Origin of the sequence: Methylobacterium sp. Leaf106 (assembly GCF_001422895.1) — a bacterium.
GTDB lineage: Bacteria > Pseudomonadota > Alphaproteobacteria > Rhizobiales > Beijerinckiaceae > Methylobacterium > Methylobacterium bullatum.
The window spans coordinates 40,617-64,846 of sequence record NZ_LMNB01000012.1; the positions used below are offsets into that span (position 1 = coordinate 40,617).

The window sequence follows — 24,230 nt, forward strand, 5'->3', positions numbered from 1 at the left end:
ACCCGCGACCGAAGCGATGCCGTGGCACCGGATCTTGAGCCGACAGGTCGGCATGGCCGCTCCCGATCCCAGCCGCCTGGAGACAGGTGGTGTCCCCGAAGCGAGGTCAGGGCAAGGGAGGCGATCCAGTCACGCCCCGCGTAACTCGTCTTGGAGAAAAGCCTTCACCTCGGCGCGGTCGATGCCCGGTGCGATGAAGCTCTGGCCGATCCCGCGGGCGAGGATGAAGGTCAGGGCGCCGTCGCGGACCTTCTTGTCCTGGGCCATGGCGTCGAGGATGGCGTCGGCGCCCCCGCATCCGCCGGGGACGGCCTGGAGCCGGGTGGGCAGGCCGGCGAGCGCCAGATGGTTGGCCACGCGGCCGGCATCCTGACCGGGGCAGAGGCCGAGGCGAGCCGAGAAGCGGAAGGCCAGCGCCAGGCCGATGGCGACGCCCTCGCCATGGACGAGGCGGGCGGATTCGTAGCCGGTGAGCCGTTCCAGGGCATGGCCGAAGGTGTGGCCTAGGTTGAGCAGGGCGCGCTCGCCATCCTCGCGCTCGTCGCGCACCACGACACCGGCCTTGGCCCGGCAGCAGATCGCCACCGCCTCGTCACGCTCCGGGCCGCCGGAGAAGATGCCGGCCCAGTTGGCCTCGCACCAGTCGAAGAAGCCCGCATCGGCGATGAGGCCGTATTTCGCCACCTCGGCGTAGCCGGCGCGCATCTCGCGCTCGGACAGGGTGTCGAGGGTGGCGGTATCGGCCAGGACCAGGCGCGGCTGATGGAAGGCGCCGATGAGGTTCTTGCCGAGGGGCGAGTTGATGCCGGTCTTGCCGCCCACCGAGGAATCGACCTGCGAGAGCAGGGTCGTGGGTGCCTGGACGAAGCGGACGCCGCGCCGGAGCGTCGCCGCCGCGAAGCCCGCGAGATCGCCGACCACGCCGCCGCCGAGGGCCACCACGAGGTCGTTGCGCTCGATCCGGTGGGCGAGGAGCCCGTCGCAGACCTGGGCGTAGACCGCATAGCTCTTCGAGGCCTCGCCCGGCGCGACGGTGACGAGGCCGGAGCGCAGGCCCGCCGCCTCCAGGCTCTCGCGAAGGCGTTCGCCATAGAGCGCCGACACCGTCTCGTCGGTGACGATGGCGGCGGCTTTGGCGCCGAGGGCGGCCACGCGGACGCCGGCCTCGGCGAGGAGGCCGCGGCCGATATGGATGTCGTAGTCCCGGCCCTGGTCGAGGGGGACGTGGACCGTCTGTCCGTCACTCACTGCGCGGCGACGCCTTGGTTCGAGGGGCCGTTGAGATAGGCATCGAGAGCTTCCATCACGTCCTCCACCACGCGGTCGTGCGAGACGTCGCGCGAGGGGATCATCACGTCGGCACTGCCATAGACGGGATGCCGGATCTCCATCAATTGCCGCATCGTCTCCTCCGGGTCGTCGGTCTGGAGCAGGGGGCGATTGCCGCGCTTGCGGACGCGGCGCATCAGCACGTCGAGCTCCGCCTTCAGCCAGACCGAGACGCCGCCTTGCGCGATCCGCGCCCGGGTCGCCTCGCGCATGAAGGCGCCTCCACCGGTGGCCAGCACCAGCGGCCCTTCGCGGATGAGCCGGGCGATGACGCGCTCCTCTCCCTCACGAAAGCTCGGCTCGCCGTAGATGGCGAAGATGTCCGGGATCGTGAGATGGGCCGCCGCTTCGATCTCGTTGTCGGCATCCTTGAACATCAGCCCGAGGCGCGTCGCCAGGCGCCGCCCCACCGTGCTCTTGCCGGCGCCCATGAGACCGACGAGCACGATCGAGCGCGCGCCGAGGGCACGGCGGAGCCTGACTTCGATGGGATCGGCGGCGATGTCGCCTCCCGATGGCTCGGTCTCGGTCTCGGTCATTGTTAAAATCTTGATACACGTCTTCACGCGATCCTAGCGCGTTTCATCCGCCGGGCGAAGCGAGGCCGTAAGGCGCGACGCGATTCTTCCCGGGTCGGGTTTCTTTCGGGCAGGTTTCCTCCTCCCGCGAAGCCTCCCGGACCGGTGAGGCCGATCGCCGCTCGGCAGCCATGAATCCCTTGCGGCGCTCCGTGTGGCTCCGAAGTCCTTGCCATCGCGCGCCCGGCATGGTGCAAACCCTTGGCTTGGCTGCTCAATGATCTGCTGGCCGACCGACGCCGTTCATTTTCGCAGAGTTCCCTCCGACCGAGGTTCGTCCGAGTGCCGACCCTGTTTCGTTTTCTCGCCACGCTCGCCATCCTCGGTGGACTGGTCTTCGCGGGCATGTTCTCGCTCGCCACCTTCGTTCAGCCCACGCCTCGGGAAATGAGCGTCAGCATTCCCTCGGCGAAGCTGCAGCCGCCCGGCCGGTGACGGGGTCGGAGAAGGCTGACGAGGTGACTGGTGACGTGGCGGGCGCCGAAGGTCCGGACCTCATCGTCGCCTATCTCGAAATGCTGTCAGCCGAGCGTGGCGCCGCCGCCAACACGCTCGCCGCCTATCGCCGCGACCTCGACCATTACCTCGCGGCCCTGTCCGCCTCGGGACGTGATCCGCTCGATACCGATGCGGGCGAGGTCCGCGCCTATCTGGCGGATCTCGAGACCCAGGGACTGAAGGCCTCCTCCGCCGCGCGCCGGCTGTCCTGCATTCGCGGCTTCCACAAGTTCCTGTACGCCGAAGGCCTCGCCGAGACCGATCCGAGCGCGCCGGTGGGCGGCCCGCGCAGGGGGCGCACCCTGCCCAAGGTGCTGTCGGTGACCGAGGTCGACGACCTTTTGCGCACCGCCCGCGAGCGGGCCGTGGCGACGCCGGCCGAGGAGACGCCGGGCGAGCGGCGACGCGCGGTCCGGATGCTGTGTCTGCTGGAAACCCTCTACGCCACCGGCCTGCGCGTCTCGGAACTCGTCGCCCTGCCGCGCGCGGCCGCCACCACGAAGCAGCGCTACCTCGTGGTGAAGGGCAAGGGCGGGCGCGAGCGGCTGGTGCCGCTCACCGATCTCGCGCGCGCCGCCATGCGCGAGCACCTGACTCATCTCACCGGCGACGGTCCCTTCCTGTTCCCCTCCGACAGCGAGAGCGGTCACCTGACCCGGCAGGCTTTCGCCCGCGACCTCAAGATTGCGGCGGCGGCGGCCGGGATCCGCGAGGACCGCGTGAGTCCGCACGTGTTGCGCCACGCCTTCGCCAGCCATCTCCTGCAGAACGGGGCCGATCTCAGGATCGTGCAGGAGCTCCTGGGCCATGCCGACATCTCGACGACCCAGATCTACACGCATGTCCTCGACGAGCGCCTGAAGAGCATGGTCCGCGATCTCCACCCCCTCATGGACGACCCGGCCGAATCCGGTACAGCGCCCGCCTGAACGGGCCACCGCGCCGTTCCGGCCATGTTTCATCCGGCGATCTGCCTCCCCTTGCTGACCGCGATCGTCGCCCCATCCATGAGCGAGAACACGATACCTGCGCTGCGCAGAGCGCCGATCACCTGATTGCGGTTGGCGACCGAGACGGAGGCAATGGAGCCTTCGAGCCGCCGGATCGTCGAAAGCGACACTCCCGAAGCTCCGCTCAGATCCGCCATCGACCAGTCGAGCAATGCGCGCGCCGCACGGACATGACCGGATTCGAGGTGCTGTTCGAGGCCGAGCCGAAGGCGTCCGGAGGGTCTGATCCGCAACTGGATCGGGCCGATCAGTTGAGTCCAGCTTTCGATATGCCCCGCATCGTTCAGCACGGGAACCAAGAGAAGGCGGTATCTCACGGTGTCGCCGTTCGCCAGCCTGAGGTCCGGCAGGAGGTATGAGGCGTGATTGGACGCGTACATCCCCCCGATACGCGCCGACCATGGCACGCCCTCGGCCTTTACGAACGGTCGTGTGGGGTCCTGCAGGAGCTCGCTCTCGGGAAGGCCGACGAGGTCGAGCCATTTCTGCGAGAATTTTATGAATGGAAATGTGTACGCCGTCGACGTGAAGGCCCGGACGGAATGAAAGATCGCCTGGTCTCGCTGCCGCTGTGCTGCCTCGGCGCGGGCCAGCATGGCAGGATCGCTGATGTCGGCGAGGATGCCATGCGCGCTCAAGGGCCGGCCATTGGGCGTGGTCGTTACCTCCACGCGGCTCATGACAGTACAGATTCCTGAATCCGGCCGGACGATGCGGAAGATCGAGGGCGGTACCGTTTCCGATTGCCTGACCAGGTCGGGTTCCATGGTCGGAGGGCAATCGTCCGGATGAATGAGCCGGAACAGAAGCGTGTAATCGGGCCTGATGAGGCCATTGGGAAGCCCTAGGATCGGATAGAGTCCGGGCGACCAGAAATGAGTGTTGTCGACGAAATCCCAGTGCCAATGACCGACGTTGCCAAAATGTTTGATCTGGCTTGGAACGTCATACCAAAGGTTTCTCGGTATCCCACCATTCATTGTTAAACCGCGAGCTCACGACAATCGTCGGAGCTACGGCCCAGCCGAGGGGAACGACGACCTGAAACAACAGATACCTAACTTTTGATATGATCGCAATATTTCTCGAAGAACTATCCTCATCGCAACGTGAGATTGCAGGATGATCGTCGGTGTTATTGATCGGTGTTTCCAAGCCTCCCGGTGGAGACGCCTCGATCTCGATCACGGATCTCCGACGCTGCTTTACGATTATTGAACGAGGGCGATCTTTTGAATGACGATGGCCATTTAAGACAGCAATGCGAATGCCATGGCGGACCGTTGTTCCATCCGCCCCGCTTCGACGTCTCGGCTGTTGTCGTCAGGCCGTTCGGACAGCGTCGCGTTTACACATCCGCCTCCTCGTCGAGCGTGTCCTCGATATAGACCTGTTCCAGCAAGACCTTGATGACCGCCATCAGCGGCAGCGCGAGGGCGATGCCCCAAAGGCCGAACAGCACACCGAGCACGAGCTGGCCGGCGAAGATGGTGGCCGGCGGGATGTCCAAAGCCCGCTTCTGGATGAAGGGCGTCAGCCCGTAGCTCTCCAGGCATTGTACCACGAGGTAGACACCGAAGGCGCCGAGCGCCGCATTGGTGCCGGAGGCGAGGCCCGCCAGCACGATGATGACGCCGGCGATCAGCGGGCCGATCGTGGGGATGAAGGCGAGGAGTCCCGCCTGCAGGCCGAGGATGAGGGCACCTCCGATACCGAGGAAGCTCAAACCCGCCCAGATGCAGACGAAGATCACCGCCATGGTGATGAGCTGGCCGAACAGCCAATGCCGCAGCGTCTCGCCCATGCCGTCGAGGAGAGCGGTGGCGCGGGGACGGTAACGGGGCGGTACGAACCGGACGGCGCCGTCACGGTAGCTGGCGGGATCGGCCGCGCAGGCGAGGCCGAGGAACACGATCACCAGGACGTTGCCCAGCGCGCTGAACAGCCCGGTGACGACGGCGGCCGCCGGTCCGAGCATGCTGCCGGCATCCGAGAGGAGGGAACCGGGGCTCTTGATCGCCCCCGAGGCGAGGCCGCCGAGGCCCCCGGCCTTCTTCTCCTTGTCGGTCTCGGTGTCCTTGGCTTTGTCGGGGCCCTGATCGCCCGACGTCGGCTCCGGTGCGGAGAAGGCCGGCAGATCGATCCCGTATTCCTTCAGGCGGTCACGGACAGACCCGGCCTGTTTCGTGACGGTCTGGCCGAGTTCCCTGCCCTGCTGCACCACCGTCGCCCCGCCGAAGGCGAGGAAGCCGAGGGTGAGCCCGCCGAGGATCAGGCTGACGATGGTGAGCCGGAGCCCGCGACCGAGCCCGATCACCTGGCCGAGCAAGCGCGTCAGCCCATCGAGGAAGACCCCGAGCAGGATTCCCGCGAAGATCAGGAGCAGGGTCGAGGCGGCGGTCCAGGCGAGGATCAGCAGGGCGATGAACGCCACCACCGCGATTCCCGAGGCCGCCGGCGACCAGTTGGCGGGGTGCGGACCCGGCTCGTCCTTGATCGGCGTACCCTGCTGCATCTGCCCGTCCCCTCGCGCGGTCTACCGAAGCGCGGTGCGAACGGGCGCGCGAAACCCGTCACAGGCAAGGGGCGAACGGGCTGAGGCGCGCCCTCCTCTGTGGACGGACCGGAGGCGAATCGCCGCCGGTCCGACCTCACGCCCAGCGTGACGCGGCCTCGTCGTCGGCGCCCGTGGCTTCGACCCAGCCCCCCATGGTGCCGTCGGCCAGATGCTCGCGCTTCCAGAACGGGGCCTTCGTCTTGAGATAGTCCATGAGGAAGCTCGCCGCCTCGAAAGCGGCCACGCGGTGACTTGCCGCCGTCACCACGAGAACGATGCCGTCGCCCGGCGCGACGAGGCCGTGTCGGTGGATCACCCGCACCGCCTGGAGCGGCCAGCGGTCCTGCGCCGCCTCCACCACCCGGCCGATCTCCGCCTCGGCCATGCCGGGATAGTGTTCGAGTTCGAGTCCGGTCAGGCGCCCGCCCTCGTCGCGGCACAGGCCGGTGAAGGTGACGATCGCCCCGGTCCTGCCTTGAAGCGTACCGCTCAGCGCGGCCATCTCGGCGGCCACGTCGAAGGGCGCGCTCTGGATGCTGATCGCGGCTGCGCCCCGATCGTTCGCCGTCGTCTCGCCTGCTGACATCCGTCGATTCCTTGACGCATCGGCGCGAAAGCCCTCGCGACCGGGTTTGATCCCCCTTAAGGGATGCGCGACATTGCAAAGTCCGCGCGGTGGTTCCACGCTGTCGCGCGTCGTTCCGGCAACACCATTCCGGCGTCCGGCCTTACCACTCGACCGGCATGGGTTCCATGCCCCGCCGGTCCCATAGCCGGTCCACGCCATCGGCTTCGAAGGAATTCCCCTCGCGTGACGCCTGAGTTGATCCTGCCCCATGACGGCGTCCTGCCGGTCTTCTCGGCCCGTCCGGTCTGGTGCGGGCGCGGAAGCACGGTCATCGGCGCCGCGACGATCGGTGCCCAGGCCTGGCTCGGCGACGACAGCGTGATCCGTGCCGACGGCGAGGCGGTGACCGTCGGTGAGCGCTTCTGGCTCGGCCATCGCTCGACGCTCCACATCGCCACCGATTCGCATCCCACCCTCGTCGGTGACCGGGTGACGGTGGGCCGCAACGCCGTGGTCCATGCCTGCACGGTGGGGTCCGACGTGGTGATAGAGGACGACGTCATCGTCCTCGACGGCGCCACCGTGGAGGACGGAGTGCTCATCGAGGCCGGGGCCACCGTCTTCCCGCGCTCGCACCTCGCCGCGGGCTTCGCCTATGCCGGCAGCCCGGCGAAACCCCAGCGTCCCGTCACCGCAGCCGAGATCGCCGAGCGGGCCGAGCGCGTGCGCGAGGCCACGGGGGATACCCCGTCGCCCGTCGCCGGCGACGAGATCGACGTCGATCCGAGTGTCTACGTCGCCAGCACCGCGCGCCTGCGCGGCCGCATCGCCCTCGGCGCTGGGTCGAGCGTATTGTTCTCCTGCGACCTGCATGCGGAGGTCGGCCCCATCCTCGTCGGCGCCGACACCAATATCCAGGACAACACCGTCATCCGAGCGCGGGCCGAGGGCGTCGTCATCGGTCGCGACACCACGATCGCGCACAACGTGCGGATGGCCGATTGCCGGATCGGCGCGCGCAGCCTCATCGGCATCGGCTGCGTGCTCGCCCCCGGCACCGTGGTGGCCGACGACGCGTTGCTCGCCGGCGGCTCCACCACCGATCCGGGCCAGCTCCTCGAGAGCGGCCATCTCTGGGGCGGCCGCCCCGCCCGCATCCTCGGCCCCCTCGACGCGGACAAGCGCGCGATGATGACCCGCATCGTCGCCGGCTATTGCGAGCATGGGCGGGTGTATCGGCAGATGGAGACGGGTGAGAACTGAAGGGAAGCGCAAAGCGCGCCTGCCGTCCGGTTCTCGAATGCGACGATCACCCGGCAGGTGCCGGTCCGCACCAGCACACGTGGCGGCATCTCTTAAGGGATGACGGCATGCAGGAGGGCAGCGCATGGTCGCCTCGTCCAATGATGCTTGGGAGACGCGCTCCATTGCGGTGATCGGCGCAGCGCTTCTGGCCCTCGCCGTGCCGGCCCCCGCTTCGGCCGCCCCCGAGCCTCAACGCTTCTCCATCACCTATCGCCTGTCGTTCCTCGACCTTCCCGTCGGCGAGGCCACCCTCGCCGTCGATCAGGCGGGTGGGCGCTATGCCTACGATCTGAAGGCGGGCCTGCGCGGCCTTGTCGGTGTCTTCTTCGAGGGATCGGGGACGGCGTCGGCATCGGGGGAACGGTCGCGGAGCGGAGCGCTCACCGGCACGTTCCGATCCGAGAGTCTCTATGGACGAAAGCCGGTCCGGGTCTCCATGGTTCTGTCGGGCGGACGCGCGCATGACGAGAGCGTGGAGCCGCCTCCGACTCCGACGCCCGACCGGATCCCGGTGGCGCCGCAGGACAAGGTGGGTGTCGTCGATCCCCTGACCATGCTGGCGATCCCTTTCGGCGCGGCGCCCCTCGACGTCGCCCTCTGCGAGCGCCGCATCCCGGTCTTCAACGGGGTGGCCCGGGCGGATATCGTTCTATCGCGCGGGGTGCTGGTGACGGTCCAGGAAGGCCCCTATCGCGGCCCGGCCCTCGATTGCCGGGCGCGCTGGGTGCCGATTTCGGGCCACCGCCCCAATGGCAGCAGCGTGCGCCGCATGGCCGAGAACGACGACATCCGCGTACGGCTCGCCCCCGTTCCGGGCGGCGCGATGCTGTTGCCGCTCACGATCTCCCTGGCCACCGGCTGGGGGCAGGCGGGGATCGAGGCGACGCAATGGGGTGCGCCGCTCAAGGCCGACGGACGCGGCGCGGTGAAGGTCCACCTGCCCAACGCCCGCTGAGACGACGGACGCTTTGCGTCTTCCTGCGCCCGCCCCCGTCTCGCCTTCCGCTGGCGCTCCAGCCGGCCGGGGGAGGGGAGGGAATGCGAGGAGACGGTGCGCGAGCCGGGATTGACGCCGCGCGATATTAGCCCGCCACGTCCTCGTCGGCGAACAGCCCCGTGGGCAGTCCGTCCATGCTGCGGGCGTTCTTCTGGCGACGATAGGCGTCGAGTTCGGCCTCCGTCTTGGCCTCGGCCCAGCGGTCGAGGGTGGGACGCTCCTCGCGGTAATCGAACACGGGCAGGCCGAAGCCGCAGGAGGTCTGCACGAGATCGATGACGAGACGCACCATCTGACGCGCTCCGGGCGGCTCCTGTCCGTCATACGCGCCTGCCAGCAGACCGGCATAGGCGTCGCTGCCGCGCGCCAAAACCTCTCCGTGCCCGTAGAGCCGCAGGATCGTCGGCGCGCCTTCGAAGGCGCAGAACATCACCGTCAGCCGTCCATCCGCGCGCAGATGCGCAGCGGTCTCGTTGCCGCTTCCGGTACGGTCGAGATAGACGATGGTGTTCGGGTCGATGATCCGGAACGTATCGGTGCCGCGCGGCGAGAGGTTGATCCGCGTGCCCTCCGCCGCCGAGGCGGTGAAGACGATATGCTGGCGCGCGATGAAATCGAGGTGGCGCTGTTCGAGGGCCGGAAACTGCTTGGCCATGAATGTCTTTCTCGCTGCGCTACGCCGCCTCGGAACGTCCCGCCATGATCGCGCGCAGGGCTGCTTCGGGCTCGCGATCCAGGATGTTGAGAAGAGTGCGGACGTAGGGCGGGATCATGGTGCGGCCCTGTTCCCAGTTCTTGAGGGTCGCCAGAGGTGCGCCGATCACCTCGGCGAAGGTCGCCTGCGTCATGCCGAGGCGCTCGCGGATCATCCGAGGAGGCAGCACGATGGCCGCGCCATCAAGGTGGGAGGGATCGTCCGGGTCGAACCCGTCCTCGATCACATAGCGGCGGATATCCTCTTCGGTGGTCGCGTCCAATCTGGCGCGATCGACCGTGACGGGACGTTTCAAGGCTTCTTCAAGTGTGATCTTTGCCATTCCGCGCGCTCCTTGCGGTTCGCTGGCCAAGCCGTGATGATCCATCGCGTATCGCCACGATCAGTGTCGACAACCGTGACGAAAACCTCGTTCATCTGTCCGATGGCGATCATACGAACTTCTCCGTAATCCTGCCGCGTGTCCGTCTTCACGAGGACGGGGCCCGCAAAGATCGTGACGGCGTCGGCGAAATCGATGCCGCGTTCCGCCAAAACCTTGCCCTGCTTGCTCGGATCCCAATCGAAGTTCATCCTGGGCTTCACGTCCCCGGAAAGCCCTCTGCCCGCCTCCGCAGCCGAAGAGAGGGTGATTCCGCGGGAGTTTCGCGAGAGACAGATATACGCTGCCAGCGCCCCTCAGTGTAGGAAACGCCGGGTTCCCTTGCTGCGACACGCGGTTCCTAGGGCCGCAGGAACCGCCCGACCAGCAGCCGCGCCAGGTCGCGCGGCGGCTCTGGGGTCAGGACGGCGAGCTTGTTGGAGGTGGACAGGGAGGCGAGCCCGTGAAGGCCGGCCCAGAGGGTCGCCACCGCCTGCCGTCTCTCGCTCGCATCCGGGATCAGAGGTTCGAGCACCCCGTCGACGAGGTCGGTCGCCTGGGCGAGGGCGGCGGCGTACCAGTCGGGAAAGGTCGAGTCCGGTGCCAGGGAATGTTCGAAGACGAGGCTCCAGACCTGAGGGTCCGAGGCCACGAAGGCGAGATAGGCATCGGCGAGGGCAAGGGCGTTGTCGCGCGGACCGGCGTCGGGACGGATCGCGCCGGTGAGGGCCGCGTGCAGGCGCTCCAGGGTCCGGGCGTTGACCCGCATCACCACAGCATCGAGATCGCCGACACCATTGTAGATCGAGTTCGGAGCGTAGCCGATCACCGAGGCGAGCCGGCGCATGCCGAGGCCGCGCAGGCCCTCCCTGCGGACCAGCCCCTCTGCCGCCTTGGTCACCAGAGCCTCGAATTCCTCGCGGTTATGCTCGCCTCGTGGGCCGGTGCCCCGCCGTGCCGGTTTCGTTGCCTTCGCCACGCCATCCCCGCCATCGCGTGCCGCCCGGCACCTCGCCGACCCATAGATTGCACGCCGTACAAAATCAACGTTGCCGCCTTCAACAACGGCAGTTATTTTGCACAACGTTCAAAAATCGCGGCCGTGCCGGATTTGACGGTTCGTTACAGGGTGGGCAGTCATGGTCCGCCCCGAGGAGACCCTGATGTTTCGTACCTTGATGACGACCCGCCGGTTCGCGCCCCTGTTCTGGTGCCAATTCTTCTCGGCATTCAACGACAATTTCCTGAAGAACGCCCTGGTCTTCCTGATCCTGTTCAAGGTCGCGGGCGCCGGGGGAGAGGCCGCCCATCCGGGCATCCTGGTGACCCTGGCCGGCGCCGTCTTCATCGGCCCGTTCTTCATCCTGTCGGGTCTCGGGGGCGAACTCGCCGACCGCTACGACAAGGCACTCATCGCCAAACGCCTCAAATTCGCGGAGATCTTCGCCGCCGCCGCCGCCGCGATCGGCTTCTTCCTCCACTCGGTGCCGATCCTGTTCGTGGCGCTCGGCCTGTTCGGCACGGTGGCGGCCCTGTTCGGCCCGATCAAGTACGGCATCCTGCCCGACCACCTGAAGCGCAACGAGCTGACGGCGGGCAACGCACTGGTCGAGGCGGCGACCTTCCTGGCCATCCTGCTCGGGACCATCGTGGCCGGCTTCGCCAGCGCGCTCGGCGGCGATGCCCTGGCCTTCAGCGCCCTGATCATGGTGTTCGCGATCCTGTGCTGGCTTTCGGCCCGACAGATTCCCTCCACCGGCGAGGCAGCGCCGACGCTCAGAATCGATCCCAACGTCGCCCGCTCCACCGTGGCCCTGCTGCGTGACCTCTACGCCGATACCCGGCTGTGGCGCGGCTCGCTCATCGTCAGCTGGTTCTGGCTGGTGGGTGCCGTGGTGCTCGCCCTACTGCCGGTGCTGGTGCGCGAGAGCCTGAACGGCTCGGAGACGGTGGTCACCCTGCTGCTCGCGATCTTCTCGGTGGGCATCGCCGTCGGTTCGGCCCTGGCCTCCTGGCTCGCCAGCGGACGCATCGTCCTGCTGCCGACGCCGATCGGCGCGCTGTTCATGGGCTTGTTCGCCCTCGACCTCGCCTGGACCGTCTCGCACCTGCCGCCGGTCTCCGGCGAGGTGATGGGGGCCGGCGCCTTCCTCTCCACCGGGACGGGCCTTCGCGTGGCGGCGTCCTTCGCCGGCCTCGCCATCGCGGGCGGCCTCTACATCGTGCCCTCCTTCGCCGCCGTGCAGGCCTGGACCGACAAGGACAAGCGCGCCCGCGTCATCGGCGCGGTGAATGTCCTGACCGCCGCCTTCATGGTCACCGGAGCGCTGGGGCTCGCCGCTCTGCAGGGCGCGGGCTGGTCGATGGCCTCGCTCCTCACCCTCATCGGCGTCGCCAACCTCGCCGCCGGCGTGATCGTGCTGAAGGTGATGCCCACGAGCGCCTTCCGCGACTTCCTCTCGATCCTGTTCCGCGCCTTCTACCGGCTCGAAGTGCGGGGTCTCGAGAATGTCGAGAAGGCCGGCCCCAACGCCATCATCGCCCTCAACCACGTCTCGTTTCTGGATGCACCGCTGGCCCTCTCGCTCCTCGACAAGGAGCCGGTCTTCGCCGTCGACCACGGCATCGCGCAGCGCTGGTGGGTGAAGCCCTTCCTGCGGGTGACCAAGGCGATGCCGCTGGACCCGACCCGGCCGCTGGCAACCCGCACGCTCATCAATGCCGTGAAGAACGGCGAAACGCTGATCATCTTCCCCGAAGGCCGCCTCACCGTCACGGGCAGCCTGATGAAGGTCTATGACGGCGCCGGCCTCATCGCCGAGAAATCCGGGGCGAAGGTGGTTCCGGTGAAGATCGAGGGGCTGGAGAAGACCGCCTTCTCGCGCCTCTCCCGCAATCAGGTCCGCCGTCGCTGGTGGCCGAAGGTCATCGTCACGGTGATGTCGCCGGTGGCGCTTACCGTCGACCCCGCGCTCAAGGGCAAGAACCGGCGGCGCGCGGCTGGAGCGGCGCTGTACGACATCATGTCCGATCTCGTCTTCGACACCGCCTTCATCGACCGCAGCGTGATGAGCGCCCTGATCCAGGCGGGGGCCGACCATGGCTGGCGCCGCACGGCGCTGGAGGACCCGGTCACGGGCACGCTCAGCTATTCGCGCCTCGTCATGGGCGCCAACATCCTGGGCCGGAAGCTGATGCCGCTCGCCGCCGAGGGCAAGGCCATCGGGCTGATGCTGCCCAATGCCAACGGCGCGGCGGTGACGTTCTTCGCCCTGGCGAGCGCAGGGCGCGTGCCGGCGATGATCAACTTCTCCGCCGGCCCCGCCAACGTCCTCTCGGCCTGCTCGGCGGCGGAGGTCGGCACCATCCTCACCTCTCGCGCCTTCATCGAGAAGGGCCGCCTCGGCGGCCTGATCGAGGCCATCCAGGGCAAGGTGAAGCTCGTCTACCTTGAGGACGTGCGCGCCAGCGTCACCACCGGCGACAAGATCCGCGGCTTCCTCAGCCCCCGCAAACCCCTCGTGGCGCGACGCGGCGACGATCCGGCGGCGATCCTATTCACGTCGGGCTCGGAAGGCACGCCCAAGGGCGTGGTACTCGCCCATCGCTGCATGCTCGCGAACACCGCCCAGGTCGCGGCCCGCATCGATTTCGGGCCGACCGACAAGGTCTTCAACGTGCTGCCGGTGTTCCACGCCTTCGGACTGACGGCGGGCCTGATCCTGCCCCTGGTCTCCGGCGTGCCGGTCTATCTCTACCCGTCGCCGCTGCATTACCGGATCGTGCCGGAACTCATCTACGGCTCGAACGCCACCGTCCTGTTCGGCACCGACACCTTCCTCTCCGGCTACGCCAAGACGGCCCATTCCTACGACCTGCGCTCGCTCCGCTACGTGGTGGCCGGCGCCGAGGCGGTGAAGCAGGCAACCCGGACGACGTGGAGCGAGAAGTTCGGCCTGCGCATTCTCGAAGGCTACGGCGTTACCGAATGCGGGCCGGTGGTCGCCCTCAACACGCCGATGTTCAACCGCTTCGGCACCGTCGGCCGGCTCCTGCCGGGAATCGAGTCCCGGCTCGAACCGGTGCCCGGCATCGAGGAAGGCGGCCGTCTCTCGGTGAAGGGCCCGAACGTGATGCTCGGCTATCTCAGGGCGGAGAAGCCCGGCGTGCTCGAGGCACCGCCCGACGGCTGGCACGATACCGGCGACATCGTCGCCATCGACGCGGAAGGGTTCGTTACGATCAAGGGCCGCGCCAAGCGCTTCGCCAAGATCGCCGGCGAGATGGTGTCGCTGGCCGGCATCGAGGCCATCGCGGGCGAACTCTGGCCGGATACGCCGAGTGCGGTGGCGGCGGTGCCGGATGCGCGCAAGGGCGAGCGGCTGATCCTGTTCACGGAGCGCAAGGACGCCACCCGCCCCGCTTATCAGGCCTTCGCCAAGACCAAGGGCGCCACCGAGATCGCCATCCCGGCCGAAGTGGTGGTCCTGGACAAGCTGCCGATGCTGGGCACCGGTAAGGTGGATCAGGTCGGCGTGGTCAAGCTGGCGCGCGAGCGGGCCGGCGGCGAGTCCACCGCTGCGGCGTAGGTCTCGCGAACCCTCTCCCGCAAAGGGGGGAGGGTTCGTGGCCATTGTCCCAGCACCGCCTCGGCCAACCCATCCACCTGTGCCTCCGTATGCGCGGCGGAGAACGCCACACGCAGCCGCGCCGTCCCGGCCGGGACTGTGGGCGGGCGGATGGCGACCACGAGATAGCCCTGCTCCTCCAGAGCGGCCGAAAGGCCGAGCGCGGCGTCCGCTTCGCCGATGAGGATGGGGACGATGGGGCTCTGCGCCCCGGGTAGGCCGAGTTGCGCGGTGAAGCGCCGGGCGAGGGCGAGCGGACGCGCGGCGTAATCCGGCTCGGCCTCGACGATGTCGAGGGCGGCCAGTGCGGCAGCGGCCGAGGCCGGGGGAAGCCCGGTGGTGTAGACGAAGCTGCGGGCGCGGCTCGTCATCAGATCGACCACGGCGCGAGAGGCGCAGAGATAGCCGCCATAGGAGCCGAGCGTTTTCGACAGAGTGCCCATTTCGAGGGGCGCCCGCGCGTCCTTCCCGATGACGCCGAGGCCGTGGGCGTCGTCCACCAGGGTCCAGGCATCGTGCGCGTCGGCGAGATGCAGGATGTCGGCGATCGGACCCCGGTCGCCGTCCATGCTGTAGACGCGTTCCGTGAGGATCAGCGCATGCTGGTGGCGGGAGCGGTGCTTGGTCAGGAGCGCTTCGAGATCGCCGAGGTCGTTATGGGCGAACCGCAGCACCTTCGCGCCGGAGAGCCGCGCCCCGGCCCAGAGACAGGAATGGCCGAGCGCGTCCACGAGGATCAGGTCGCGCGGGCCGGCGAGCCCGGAGACGATGCCGAGATTGGCGAGATAGCCGCTGCCGAAAACCAGGGCCGCTTCCGTCCCCTTATGGGTGGCGAGGCGCTCTTCCAGGGCGGCGAGGGGCGGGTGGCTGCCGGTGACGAGACGGGAGGCACCGGCCCCCGTCCCGTAAAGGGCGGTCGCGGCCTGAGCCGCCGCGATGACGCGCGGATCCTGCGACAGGCCGAGATAATCGTTGCAGGAGAACGAGACGAGGCTGCGCCCCTGTCGCGTCGCCGCCGCCTGCGGGCCGCGCATGGTGGGAACGAGGTGCCGGCGCAGGGAGGTCTCGTCGAGGCGGGCGAGATGGTCTCGGGCGAACGCTTCGAGGCTGGTGGTGCGGTCGGGGTCGGACATGGGAGCGGGAAGGAAGCCCGCACCATCGCGATGTCAAGCACGCGCCATGGTCACTTTCGGGACCGGCGCCCCTCGATGCGGTAGAGCGCGAATCGCCCGGATGCCGCCAGGGGCACGAGGAAGCCCGGCATCGGGTTCGGAGCCGAGGGGCCGACGACGTAGAGGTAGTCGAAATCCTTGGTCCAGGCGCGGGTATAATCCGGCGCGTCCAGACGGGGCCGGCCCTCGGCGATGTCGCGCAGGATCACCATCGCCGTCGGGCCGCCATAGGGGACGGCCAGATGGCGGTAGCCATCGATCACCGTCACCGGCTGCTTGCCGATGGAGGTGAACAGCGTCGGCACGAACGCATCCGCATAGGCGACGGCCAGCGTCGCCGCGTTGTAGATCGGATAATCGGAGAGGTCGCCGAGGGGGGCGTCCTCTCCGCTGCCGCTATGGCCCACGAGCACGCGGGAACCAGGCTTCAACTGCCCGAAGGACGCGACGAGCGCCGCATACTCGCTCCGGTAGAGCGCCGCGACGGTGAGGGCGGAGGCGAGGTTCGCCAGGGTCACGCCCAGGACGGCCGCAGCGGCAAGTCGTCCCCAGGCCCGGCTCGGTGGCGACACCACGATGAAGCCGGGAACGATGAGAAGCGCTGCCACCGTCACCCGGAGATCGACGAAGGACGTGTCGAACAGGCGCGTGGGCAGGACGACGAAGAGCGCCGCGAGGCCGGCCGCCAGCCAGCCCCCGGATTGAATCGGCCGGACCGCGCCTCGCATCGCGGCGGACCCGATGAGGCCGACGAGGATCACCGTGCCGCCGGTGGAGAGCCAAAGATCGTAGCCGTTCAGCGTGGCGAACGCCATCAAGAGCTTGGTCCGACCGTTCCAGGCGGTCCCCTCCTGGCCGACGGCGCCCCCCGTCGCCTTCATGACCCCGAAGGCGACGAGCGCCGGCAGGGCGAGGGTGAGGAAGCGCGCCATCGTCGTCGGCAGGGCGGGCTTTCGGGTCCGGGCACGCCAGAGCTCGTGAATGCCGAGGGTGAAACCGTAAAGGCCGAGCGCGAACAGATGGGCGCCGAACAGCAGGGCCACGAAGAGAGTGTGAAGCGCGAGCCGGAGCGGCCAGGCCCGGTCCTGCAGGACGATCCAGCAGGCGATCCCCCACAGCGCGATGCCGAGGGCGAACTGGAAGTTCACGAAACCCCAGGCGAAGGGAACGCTGTAGAGCACCAGCAACGCGAGGAACCCGCTCACCTGAAAGCGGCGCTTCACGGCGAGCTCGATAGCGATGGCCCCTGTGATCGTGAGGATCTGGCTCGCCAGCAGGAACAGCCGGGTCGCGAGTTCGACGCTCGTGATCCGCGCGACGAGCGGGACGACGAGATCCATGGCGAGGTTGGGATAGAGCGCCCAGGTCACCCGGTAGAAGGGGTGCGCCTGCGGGGTTCCGTCCCGCACGAGGATGTACATGCGGGCGAGGTGGTTGGGATAATCCACCATCGCCGGGATCGGCATCGTCAGCACCGGGAGCAAGGCGATGACGAACAGGAGAGCGAACAGCGCCACGGTCGGCGGCGACGTGCCCCAAAGCCGGCCGGGGATGAGTTCGGGTCTCTCGGCAGGCACAGGACAGTCCCGGACAACGAGATCCCTCCGGAGGGCCGGTCGATGGCCTGGAGGGCAGGGTCGCAGACCATGCCTCCGACGGCTTTAAGATCGGGTTGCAGTTCGCTCCCTTGACCGTTCGGCCGCGCACGCTCATCCCGCACGAATGCCTACGGATGCGAAAAACTCTCTCTGGCGGCCCTATACGCAGATGCGGACCGCGGCGCCGCCCCTCGAGGCCGTGCGCACCTCGGGCTCGCGGATCCTGCTCGCCGACGGGCGCGAACTCATCGACGGCATCGCCTCGTGGTGGACCGCGGTCCATGGCTACAACCATCCGCATATCCGTGCGGCGGTGGCGGCTCAGCTCGAGGCCATGCCCCATGTGATGTTCGGGGGGCTCACCCATGCGCCGGCCGAGCGCCTGGCGTCCCGCCTCGCCGCCCTGGCGCCGGGCGACCTCGACCACGTGTTCTTCACCGATTCCGGATCGGTGGCGGTGGAAGTGGCGCTCAAGATGGCCGCGCAGATGTGGCTCAACCGCGGCATCGCCGGACGCAGCCGGTTCCTCGCGTTCCGCGGCGGCTACCATGGCGACACGATGGGAGCGATGTCGGTCTGCGACCCGGAGGAGGGCATGCATCGGCGCTTCGGCGCCTACTTGCCGACTCAAGTCTTCTGCGATCTTCCGCGCGACGACGCCACGGCCGACGCCCTCGACCGTGCCTTGGCCGAGCATGGCGATACCCTCGCGGCGATCATCGTCGAGCCCCTGGTCCAGGGGGCGGGAGGCATGGTGATGCACGCCCCCGAGACCCTGGCACGGGTGGCGCGGGCGGCCGAGCGGCACGGCCTGCCCCTCATCGCCGACGAGATCTTCACCGGTTTCGGCCGAACCGGCACCCTGTTCGCCTGCGAGCAGGCCGGGATCGTGCCCGACATCCTCTGCCTGTCGAAGGCACTCACCGGCGGCACCATGGCGCTGGCCGCGACGATCGCGCGGCGTCCGGTCTTCGAGGCCTTCCTGTCCGACGATCCCTCGGCGGCGCTGATGCACGGCCCGACTTTCATGGCCAATCCCCTCGCCTGCGCTGCCGCCAATGCCAGCCTCGACCTGTTCGAGACCGAGCCGCGTCTGGAACAGGCACGGGCCATCGAGATCCGCTTGGCAGAGGGACTCTCCGGCCTGCGCGGTCTCCCCGGCATCGCCGACATCCGCGTTCTGGGCGCCATCGGCGTCGTGCAGTTCGCGCGCGCACCCGATCTCGCTGCGCTCAAGGCGCGCTTCGTGGAGCAGGGGGTCTGGGTCCGCCCCTTCGGCGACATCGTCTACCTGACGCCGGCCCTGACCATCGAGCCGGACGATCTCGACCGTTTATGCGAAGCCGTGGCCCACGTGGTTCGGACATCGGCCGACACCGAGGCAGGGCCCTGAAATCTGTCCGCTCCCACCCTGCAACCTGAACGGATGTTTATCGTTGGATCAAGTTGGGTCAAACGGTGAAGGGTGGGCATCGTGGTGAATGAGACGACGCGCTCGGACGACGACAGGCCGGTGATCCTCCTCGTCGAGGATGAAGCCCTGACGATCATGGACCTCGGGGATGTCCTCGAGGACGGCGGCTACGAGACGGTGCAATGCGCCTCCGCGGAGCGGGCGCTGGGTATCTTACAGGCCCGCACGGATATCCGCGGGCTGATCACGGACGTGGAACTGTCGGGCAAGGTCAACGGGTTCGATCTCGCCAACGCGGTGTCGGAGGCACGGCCGACCCTGCCGATCGTCATCGTCTCGGGCCGTGCCGCCCCCGACCCGGAGCGGATTCCCGCAGGTGCCCGCTTCATTTCCCGTCCCTGCACCGGAGAAGATATCCTCCAGCAGATCCAGAGCCTGATCCCCTGCTGAGACGCCGGACGACAGTCCAGAACCGGTCGTCGGCCTGGTTTCGGCCGGCGAAGATCGCTTTGCCTGGAGGAACATCTCTTCGCCGGCTGTTGGTTTCCTCGCGAATTTGAGCCGACTGTCATCTCAGCTTCACGAGCCGGACGCCATCTGCACGCACATGGTCCGCCTCCTTCGCCGGGATCTCAAACGGCGGCTCGGGAACGCGGCCTCCTGCGGGTGTGGAGTCGGGCGGCGATGGTTTCGGCTGAAGAGCGAGGGGCGGTATCGTCCGGCAAGGCCATATCATCGGGCAAGTCCGAGTTGGCCAAGTCCGAGTTGGGCAAGACCGACAAAGCCGGCAGGGACACCGAACAGACGATGGGCAAGTCCGACAAACGTATTCGCCCCCCCGGCTCGAAGAGCGTCGGCTGGGCCCTGGTCCAGGCGGCGCGGCTGCACCGCTCTCGGGTGGGGGATCGTCTCGCCGCCCTCGACCTGTTCGCCGGACAGGAACAGGTGGTTCAGGCTTTGGCGGTCGCCGGCACGATGACCATGGGCGATCTCGCCGCCACCCTTCGGGTCCGGCCGCCCACGGCCTCGAAGACGATCTCGCGCCTTGCGGCCCTCGGCTTCGTCGAGCGGCGCGCAGAGGCCGGGGATGGCCGCATCGTCCGCGTGCGACTCACCGATGCGGGCCTCGCCAAGGCGGAAGCCATCGAGCGCCTCTGGGACGAGGTCGAAGCGGAGATGCTCGATGGGTTCGACGGCAAGGAGCGACGCCGCCTGCGCAAGCTCCTGCGCAAGGCCGCCCGCAACCTCGCCGACGTCTCGGGTGTGACCGGCCACGAAGTCGATGGCGACGCCGATATCGAGAACGACGAGGACGAGCCCGATGCGCTGGTCGTGCCGATCCAGAGCGATCGCCTCGACTGAGACTCGGCGGCTCCTACCCTCGGCAGGCGAATCGGGGACATGTCCGCCGCGACGCAAGGTCCGCTGTCAGATCTTCCGGGCTATACCCGAATGGGCATGGACGCCCTGCTTGCGTTTGGGCGCGCGTCGTTGCTTCCGGCGCTCCAGCCGGAGAGCGAGGCGCCCGGCCAGCCGGTCGATCAAGATAAGGATGCCGCTGACGATAATGGCGAGGGCGCAGGCACTCCCGATCAGGATGCCGATCACGCCCGGCGTCGGGATCACCATGAGACAGACGAGCCCGAAAAGGGCCGTCAGGGGAACCCATTTTGCCATGACGCGGACGGCCCTTCGGTATCACAGGACCGAAGCTGTCACACCCGCATAAAGACAAACTTAAACTGATGAGCTTCGTTTCGAGCAGGACCGCCGGCCCTCCCGGTCGCGGGAGGGCCGGTCAGGGTGCGCCTCAGCGGTGGTGACGGTGACGGTAATGGCGACGCGAGTTCATGCGCGTCCGGTAAGCGCGACGGCCCGGATCGATCCCGAGAGCGCCGTTGACCGTCCCGACCGCGCCGCCGACGGCGCCGCCCACGATGCCGCCGATCGGTCCGCCGACCCGGTCACCCTCGGCCGCGCCGCGGCGGACGCCACCGGGCAGGCCCTGGGCTTCTGCCGCGCCCGACAGGGCGAAAGCGGACAGGACGAGGGTGGCGGCAAGCAATGCCTTCTTCATGACGGGATTTCCTCTTCGTCTTTTCGAATCCCGGCCGCGGTCTTGCGGCCGGATCGACCTTCAGCGTCCGGATCTGCACCGCTCCCGACCGGGATGGCGCGCCGTCACGCATAGGCTGATAACGGCCGAGCTTCCAAAAGGTGGCATCGAATCCCGATCGGCCCTGGCCGACACGTGACCGGCTGGACGATGCGGGAGGATGATCGCCTCGCGGCTGCTGGTTTCTGCCGTGCGGCACTGCTAGAAGCCGGAAATGCGCGTTCTCGACGTCCCGCGCGGCCTGAGCCGCCTTCGAATTACGAGCCCGGCCTCCGCCTGACGGCCGCTGCGGCGGCCCGAGCGGGAGCCGGGAGGGCGGCCGCGCCGCCACCGTTCGCCGACATCGGCCAGACGCCGACCGTCCTGAAGATCAGCGCACCGTTTCGCAGAAGACCCCATGACCGATTCGACAGCCCCCGACGCCGGCCTGCCCACCCGCGACTATTCGCAGACCCTGTTCCTGCCCAAGACCGAGTTCCCCATGCGGGCCGGCCTGCCGGTGCGCGAGCCCCTCCTCCTGGAGCGCTGGGCCGCCATCGACCTCTACGGCCGTATCAGGGTGAAGGCCGCCGGACGCCCGAAATTCGTGCTCCACGATGGTCCGCCCTACGCCAACGGCAACATCCATATCGGCACGGCGCTCAACAAGATCCTGAAGGACGTCATCGTCCGCTCCCAGGGCGCGCTCGGCTACGACGCCAATTACGTGCCGGGCTGGGACTGCCACGGCCTGCCGATCGAGTGGAAGATCGAGGAGCAGTACCGCGCCAAGGGCCGCAACAAGGACGACGTACCGGTCCTCGAATTCCGCCAGGAGTGCAGGGCCTTCGCCGGCCAGTGGCTCGATACGCAGCGGACCGAGTTCAAGCGCCTCGGCGTCACCGGCGACTGGGACCACCCCTACGCGACCATGACCTTCCCGGCGGAGGCCACGATCGCGCGCGAACTCATGACCTTCTCCATGACCGGCCAGCTCTATCGCGGCTCGAAGCCGGTGATGTGGTCGGTGGTGGAGAAGACCGCTTTGGCGGAAGCCGAGGTCGAGTACGAGGATCATGTCAGCGACACGATCTTCGCGGCGTTCCGGATCACCGCTGGGGCACCGGATGATCTGGCCGCTTCGCGCATCGTGATCTGGACGACCACGCCCTGGACCATGCCGGGCAACCGTGCCGTGGCCTATTCGAAGCGGGTGGCCTACGGCCTCTACCGCGTCACCGCGGCGGCCGAGGACAATTGGGCCAAGACCGGCGACACCTACCTCCTCGCCGATACCCTGGCCGCCGGGGTCTTCGCCTCGGCCCGCGTGGAGGCGTTCGAGCGTGTCCGTGACGTGTCGGCCTCAGAGCTTGCCGGCCTGACCCTCTCGCATCCGCTCGCTGGCCACACCGCCGGCTACGACTTCCAGGTTCCGCTTCTCGAGGGCGACCACGTCACCGACGAGGCCGGCACCGGCTTCGTCCATACGGCGCCGGGCCATGGCCGCGAAGATTTCGAGGTGTGGATGGCCAATGGCCGCGCGCTCACCCATCGCGGCATCGACACCCGCATCCCCTACACCGTCGATGCCGATGGGGCGCTCACCGAGGAGGCCCCCGGTTTCACGGGAAAACTCGTCCTGACGCCGAAGGGCGACAAGGGCGACGCCAACAAGGCGGTGATCGCCGCCCTGACGGAGGCCGGCACCCTGGTGGCGCGCGGCACGCTCAAGCACAGCTACCCGCACTCCTGGCGCTCGAAGAAGCCGGTGATCTTCCGCAACACGCCGCAATGGTTCATCGCGCTGGACAAGCCGGTGGAGTCCCTCGGTGAGAGGACGCTGCGCGAGGTGGCGCTCACATCCATCGACGAGACGCGGTGGGTACCGTCACAGGGCAAGAACCGCATCAACGGCATGGTCGCCAATCGGCCCGACTGGGTGGTGTCGCGCCAGCGCGCCTGGGGCGTGCCGATCACCGTCTTCGTGAAGAAGGGCACCAGCGAGGTCCTGCGCGACGAGGCCGTGAATGCCCGCATCGCCGAAGCCTTCCTGGCCGAAGGCGCCGACGCCTGGTTCACCGACCGGGACGGCGCCCGCTTCCTCGCGCCGGATCACGACCCGGCGGAATTCGAGAAGGTGACCGACGTCCTCGACGTCTGGTTCGATTCGGGCTCGACCCACGCTTTCGTTCTCGACGACCCAGACCAGTTCCCCGGCCTCTCCGGCGTGGTGCGCAAACGCGACGGCGGCCGGGACACGGTGATGTATCTCGAAGGCTCCGACCAGCATCGCGGCTGGTTCCAGTCGTCGCTTCTGGAATCCGCCGGCACACGGGGACGCGCGCCCTACGACATCGTGCTCACCCACGGGTTCGTCCTCGACCCCAAGGGTCTGAAGATGTCGAAGTCGAAGGGCAACGTCGTCGCGCCGCAGAGCGTCATCAAGGATTCGGGCGCCGACATCCTGCGCCTCTGGGTGGCGGCCTCCGATTACGCCGACGACCTGCGCATCGGCCCGGAGATCATCAAGACCTTCGCCGAGACCTACCGCAAGCTGCGCAATTCGCTGCGCTGGATGCTCGGCTCGCTGGCGCATTTCGAGGCGGGCGAACCCGTGCCCCATGCCGACTTGCCCGAGCTGGAGCGGCTGATCCTGCATCGCCTCTGCGAACTCGACGGCGAGATCCGCGAGGCCTACGCCACTTTCGACACCAAGCGGGTGGTGGCGCTCCTCAACGGCTTCATGACCGGCGATCTCTCGGCTTTCTATTTCGACGTGAGGAAAGACGCGCTCTACTGCGACCCGATCTCCTCGCAGGTCCGGCGCGCCGCGCTGCAGGTCATCGACGAGACCTTCCGCCGGGTGACGATCTGGCTCGCCCCCGTCCTCGCCTTCACGGCGGAGGAAGCCTGGCTCGACCGTTACCCATCGGATGTCGGCTCGGTCCATCTCGAGACGCTGCCCGAGACTCCCGCCTCCTGGCGAAATGCCGCCCTCGCGGAGCGCTGGCAGAAGATCCGCCGGGTGCGCCGCGTGGTCACCGGCGCCCTGGAGATCGAGCGCGCGGCCAAGCGCATCGGCGCCAGCCTCGAGGCGGCACCGACCGTCTTCGTCTCCGATTCCGATCTGCTCTCCGCCCTCGACGGGATCGATTTCTCGGAAGTCTGCATCACCTCCGGCATCACGATCGTCGACGGGGAGGGGCCGGACGAGGCCTTCCGCATCGATGAGGTGCGCGGCGTGGCGGTGGTCTCCGGACCGGCCAAGGGCCGCAAATGTGCCCGGTCGTGGCGCGTCTCCGAGACGGTCGGCTCCGATCCCGATTACCCGGACGTGACACCCCGCGACGCCCAGGCGCTGCGGGAATGGGACGCGCTGCACGCCGCGTCGGGCGTGGCGTGAAC

The 24,230-nt window shown here is 68.1% G+C and carries 22 protein-coding genes; 9 read left to right on the top strand and 13 right to left on the bottom strand.

The genetic code is table 11. The annotated features are described in order from the left end of the window. Positions 1 to 129: 129 nt before the first annotated feature. Complete coding sequence (gene aroB / locus ASF34_RS08085; RefSeq protein ID WP_056148616.1) at positions 130 to 1,248, bottom strand: 3-dehydroquinate synthase; 1,119 nt, start codon at positions 1,246 to 1,248, stop codon at positions 130 to 132. Continuing rightward, positions 1,245 to 1,868: a shikimate kinase gene (locus ASF34_RS08090; protein ID WP_018045857.1), complete on the bottom strand. Its 624-nt coding sequence runs from the start codon at positions 1,866 to 1,868 to the stop codon at positions 1,245 to 1,247. Before ASF34_RS08090 ends, aroB begins: the two co-directional genes overlap by 4 nt. A 321-nt stretch (positions 1,869 to 2,189) precedes the next feature. On the opposite strand from ASF34_RS08090, the gene ASF34_RS08095 reads away from it, so the two are divergent. Beyond that, a complete protein-coding gene (locus tag ASF34_RS08095; protein WP_018045858.1) occupies positions 2,190 to 2,342 on the top strand; it encodes a hypothetical protein in 153 nt (50 codons plus the stop codon). A gap of 23 nt (positions 2,343 to 2,365) precedes the next feature. Then, positions 2,366 to 3,334 (top strand): site-specific tyrosine recombinase XerD, encoded by a 969-nt coding sequence (locus ASF34_RS08100; protein WP_373321267.1) that lies wholly within the window; start codon positions 2,366 to 2,368, stop codon positions 3,332 to 3,334. A gap of 29 nt (positions 3,335 to 3,363) precedes the next feature. Here the strand turns inward: ASF34_RS08100 and ASF34_RS08105 are convergent, their stop codons facing one another. The 3 genes from ASF34_RS08105 to ASF34_RS08115 form a co-directional block, all read right to left on the bottom strand. After that, a complete protein-coding gene (locus ASF34_RS08105; RefSeq protein WP_056160453.1) occupies positions 3,364 to 4,395 on the bottom strand; it encodes a helix-turn-helix domain-containing protein in 1,032 nt (343 codons plus the stop codon). Positions 4,396 to 4,763: 368 nt separating this feature from the next. After that, the gene (locus ASF34_RS08110; protein WP_056160455.1) at positions 4,764 to 5,930 is read right to left on the bottom strand and encodes an AI-2E family transporter; all 1,167 of its coding nucleotides are present in this window, start codon (positions 5,928 to 5,930) and stop codon (positions 4,764 to 4,766) included. Positions 5,931 to 6,066: 136 nt separating this feature from the next. Then, on the bottom strand, positions 6,067 to 6,558 hold the full coding sequence (locus ASF34_RS08115; RefSeq protein WP_018045862.1) for a molybdenum cofactor biosynthesis protein MoaE: 492 nt from the start codon (positions 6,556 to 6,558) through the stop codon (positions 6,067 to 6,069). A 225-nt stretch (positions 6,559 to 6,783) separates the two neighbouring features. Between ASF34_RS08115 and ASF34_RS08120 the strand changes: the two genes are divergently transcribed. Both ASF34_RS08120 and ASF34_RS08125 read left to right on the top strand, forming a co-directional pair. After that, complete coding sequence (locus tag ASF34_RS08120; RefSeq protein WP_056160457.1) at positions 6,784 to 7,803, top strand: gamma carbonic anhydrase family protein; 1,020 nt, start codon at positions 6,784 to 6,786, stop codon at positions 7,801 to 7,803. 124 nt (positions 7,804 to 7,927) lie between these two features. Next, on the top strand, positions 7,928 to 8,800 hold the full coding sequence (locus ASF34_RS08125; protein WP_056160459.1) for a DUF3108 domain-containing protein: 873 nt from the start codon (positions 7,928 to 7,930) through the stop codon (positions 8,798 to 8,800). Positions 8,801 to 8,927: 127 nt separating this feature from the next. Here the strand turns inward: ASF34_RS08125 and ASF34_RS08130 are convergent, their stop codons facing one another. From ASF34_RS08130 to ASF34_RS08145, 4 genes are all read right to left on the bottom strand, one after another. Next, on the bottom strand, positions 8,928 to 9,497 hold the full coding sequence (locus ASF34_RS08130) for a pyridoxamine 5'-phosphate oxidase family protein (protein ID WP_056160461.1): 570 nt from the start codon (positions 9,495 to 9,497) through the stop codon (positions 8,928 to 8,930). Between the two features lie 19 nt (positions 9,498 to 9,516). Continuing rightward, positions 9,517 to 9,879, bottom strand: a complete 363-nt coding sequence (locus ASF34_RS08135; RefSeq protein ID WP_056160463.1) for a helix-turn-helix domain-containing protein — start codon at positions 9,877 to 9,879, stop codon at positions 9,517 to 9,519. After that, positions 9,849 to 10,130, bottom strand: a complete 282-nt coding sequence (locus ASF34_RS08140; protein ID WP_056160464.1) for a BrnT family toxin — start codon at positions 10,128 to 10,130, stop codon at positions 9,849 to 9,851. The genes ASF34_RS08135 and ASF34_RS08140 overlap by 31 nt, the downstream gene beginning before the upstream one ends. Before the next feature lie 149 nt (positions 10,131 to 10,279). Next, complete coding sequence (locus ASF34_RS08145; protein ID WP_056148659.1) at positions 10,280 to 10,897, bottom strand: TetR/AcrR family transcriptional regulator; 618 nt, start codon at positions 10,895 to 10,897, stop codon at positions 10,280 to 10,282. Positions 10,898 to 11,081: 184 nt separating this feature from the next. Here ASF34_RS08145 and ASF34_RS08150 point away from each other — a divergent pair, with 184 nt between their 5' ends. Next, positions 11,082 to 14,507 (top strand): acyl-[ACP]--phospholipid O-acyltransferase, encoded by a 3,426-nt coding sequence (locus tag ASF34_RS08150; protein WP_056161130.1) that lies wholly within the window; start codon positions 11,082 to 11,084, stop codon positions 14,505 to 14,507. Here the strand turns inward: ASF34_RS08150 and ASF34_RS08155 are convergent. Both ASF34_RS08155 and ASF34_RS08160 read right to left on the bottom strand, forming a co-directional pair. Next, positions 14,444 to 15,679, bottom strand: a complete 1,236-nt coding sequence (locus ASF34_RS08155; protein ID WP_056160466.1) for an aminotransferase class I/II-fold pyridoxal phosphate-dependent enzyme — start codon at positions 15,677 to 15,679, stop codon at positions 14,444 to 14,446. The genes ASF34_RS08150 and ASF34_RS08155 overlap by 64 nt on opposite strands. Positions 15,680 to 15,729: 50 nt before the next feature. Beyond that, a complete protein-coding gene (locus ASF34_RS08160) occupies positions 15,730 to 17,295 on the bottom strand; it encodes a hypothetical protein (protein WP_244478939.1) in 1,566 nt (521 codons plus the stop codon). 145 nt (positions 17,296 to 17,440) lie between these two features. Between ASF34_RS08160 and ASF34_RS08165 the strand changes: the two genes are divergently transcribed. The 3 genes from ASF34_RS08165 (at position 17,441) to ASF34_RS08175 (ending at position 20,092) form a co-directional block, all read left to right on the top strand. After that, on the top strand, positions 17,441 to 18,709 hold the full coding sequence (locus ASF34_RS08165) for an adenosylmethionine--8-amino-7-oxononanoate transaminase (protein WP_056160468.1): 1,269 nt from the start codon (positions 17,441 to 17,443) through the stop codon (positions 18,707 to 18,709). Positions 18,710 to 18,790: 81 nt separating this feature from the next. Next, positions 18,791 to 19,180, top strand: coding sequence for a response regulator (locus ASF34_RS08170; protein ID WP_056148853.1), 390 nt, complete (start codon positions 18,791 to 18,793; stop codon positions 19,178 to 19,180). Positions 19,181 to 19,537: 357 nt separating this feature from the next. Beyond that, a complete protein-coding gene (locus ASF34_RS08175; protein WP_051074442.1) occupies positions 19,538 to 20,092 on the top strand; it encodes a MarR family winged helix-turn-helix transcriptional regulator in 555 nt (184 codons plus the stop codon). Positions 20,093 to 20,158: 66 nt separating this feature from the next. Here the strand turns inward: ASF34_RS08175 and ASF34_RS08180 are convergent, their stop codons facing one another. Then, positions 20,159 to 20,359: a hypothetical protein gene (locus tag ASF34_RS08180; RefSeq protein ID WP_244478941.1), complete on the bottom strand. Its 201-nt coding sequence runs from the start codon at positions 20,357 to 20,359 to the stop codon at positions 20,159 to 20,161. A 181-nt stretch (positions 20,360 to 20,540) separates the two neighbouring features. Next, a complete protein-coding gene (locus ASF34_RS08185; protein ID WP_018045876.1) occupies positions 20,541 to 20,807 on the bottom strand; it encodes a hypothetical protein in 267 nt (88 codons plus the stop codon). A 436-nt stretch (positions 20,808 to 21,243) separates the two neighbouring features. Here ASF34_RS08185 and ileS point away from each other — a divergent pair, with 436 nt between their 5' ends. Continuing rightward, on the top strand, positions 21,244 to 24,228 hold the full coding sequence (ileS, locus tag ASF34_RS08190; protein ID WP_056160470.1) for an isoleucine--tRNA ligase: 2,985 nt from the start codon (positions 21,244 to 21,246) through the stop codon (positions 24,226 to 24,228). Positions 24,229 to 24,230 lie beyond the last annotated feature (2 nt).

Bases quoted from the DNA above. Each gene is read 5' to 3' on its own strand.
- ASF34_RS08090 (WP_018045857.1), bottom strand. From the start codon at position 1,868: ATGACCGAGACCGAGACCGAGCCATCGGGAGGCGACATCGCCGCCGAT.
- ASF34_RS08105 (WP_056160453.1), bottom strand. From the start codon at position 4,395: ATGAATGGTGGGATACCGAGAAACCTTTGGTATGACGTTCCAAGCCAG.
- ASF34_RS08110 (WP_056160455.1), bottom strand. From the start codon at position 5,930: ATGCAGCAGGGTACGCCGATCAAGGACGAGCCGGGTCCGCACCCCGCC.
- ASF34_RS08115 (WP_018045862.1), bottom strand. From the start codon at position 6,558: ATGTCAGCAGGCGAGACGACGGCGAACGATCGGGGCGCAGCCGCGATC.
- ASF34_RS08125 (WP_056160459.1), top strand. From the start codon at position 7,928: ATGGTCGCCTCGTCCAATGATGCTTGGGAGACGCGCTCCATTGCGGTG.
- ASF34_RS08130 (WP_056160461.1), bottom strand. From the start codon at position 9,497: ATGGCCAAGCAGTTTCCGGCCCTCGAACAGCGCCACCTCGATTTCATC.
- ASF34_RS08135 (WP_056160463.1), bottom strand. From the start codon at position 9,879: ATGGCAAAGATCACACTTGAAGAAGCCTTGAAACGTCCCGTCACGGTC.
- ASF34_RS08140 (WP_056160464.1), bottom strand. From the start codon at position 10,130: ATGAACTTCGATTGGGATCCGAGCAAGCAGGGCAAGGTTTTGGCGGAA.
- ASF34_RS08150 (WP_056161130.1), top strand. From the start codon at position 11,082: ATGTTTCGTACCTTGATGACGACCCGCCGGTTCGCGCCCCTGTTCTGG.
- ASF34_RS08155 (WP_056160466.1), bottom strand. From the start codon at position 15,679: ATGTCCGACCCCGACCGCACCACCAGCCTCGAAGCGTTCGCCCGAGAC.
- ASF34_RS08165 (WP_056160468.1), top strand. From the start codon at position 17,441: ATGCCTACGGATGCGAAAAACTCTCTCTGGCGGCCCTATACGCAGATG.
- ASF34_RS08175 (WP_051074442.1), top strand. From the start codon at position 19,538: ATGGGCAAGTCCGACAAACGTATTCGCCCCCCCGGCTCGAAGAGCGTC.
- ASF34_RS08180 (WP_244478941.1), bottom strand. From the start codon at position 20,359: ATGGTGATCCCGACGCCGGGCGTGATCGGCATCCTGATCGGGAGTGCC.
- ASF34_RS08185 (WP_018045876.1), bottom strand. From the start codon at position 20,807: ATGAAGAAGGCATTGCTTGCCGCCACCCTCGTCCTGTCCGCTTTCGCC.
- ileS (WP_056160470.1), top strand. From the start codon at position 21,244: ATGACCGATTCGACAGCCCCCGACGCCGGCCTGCCCACCCGCGACTAT.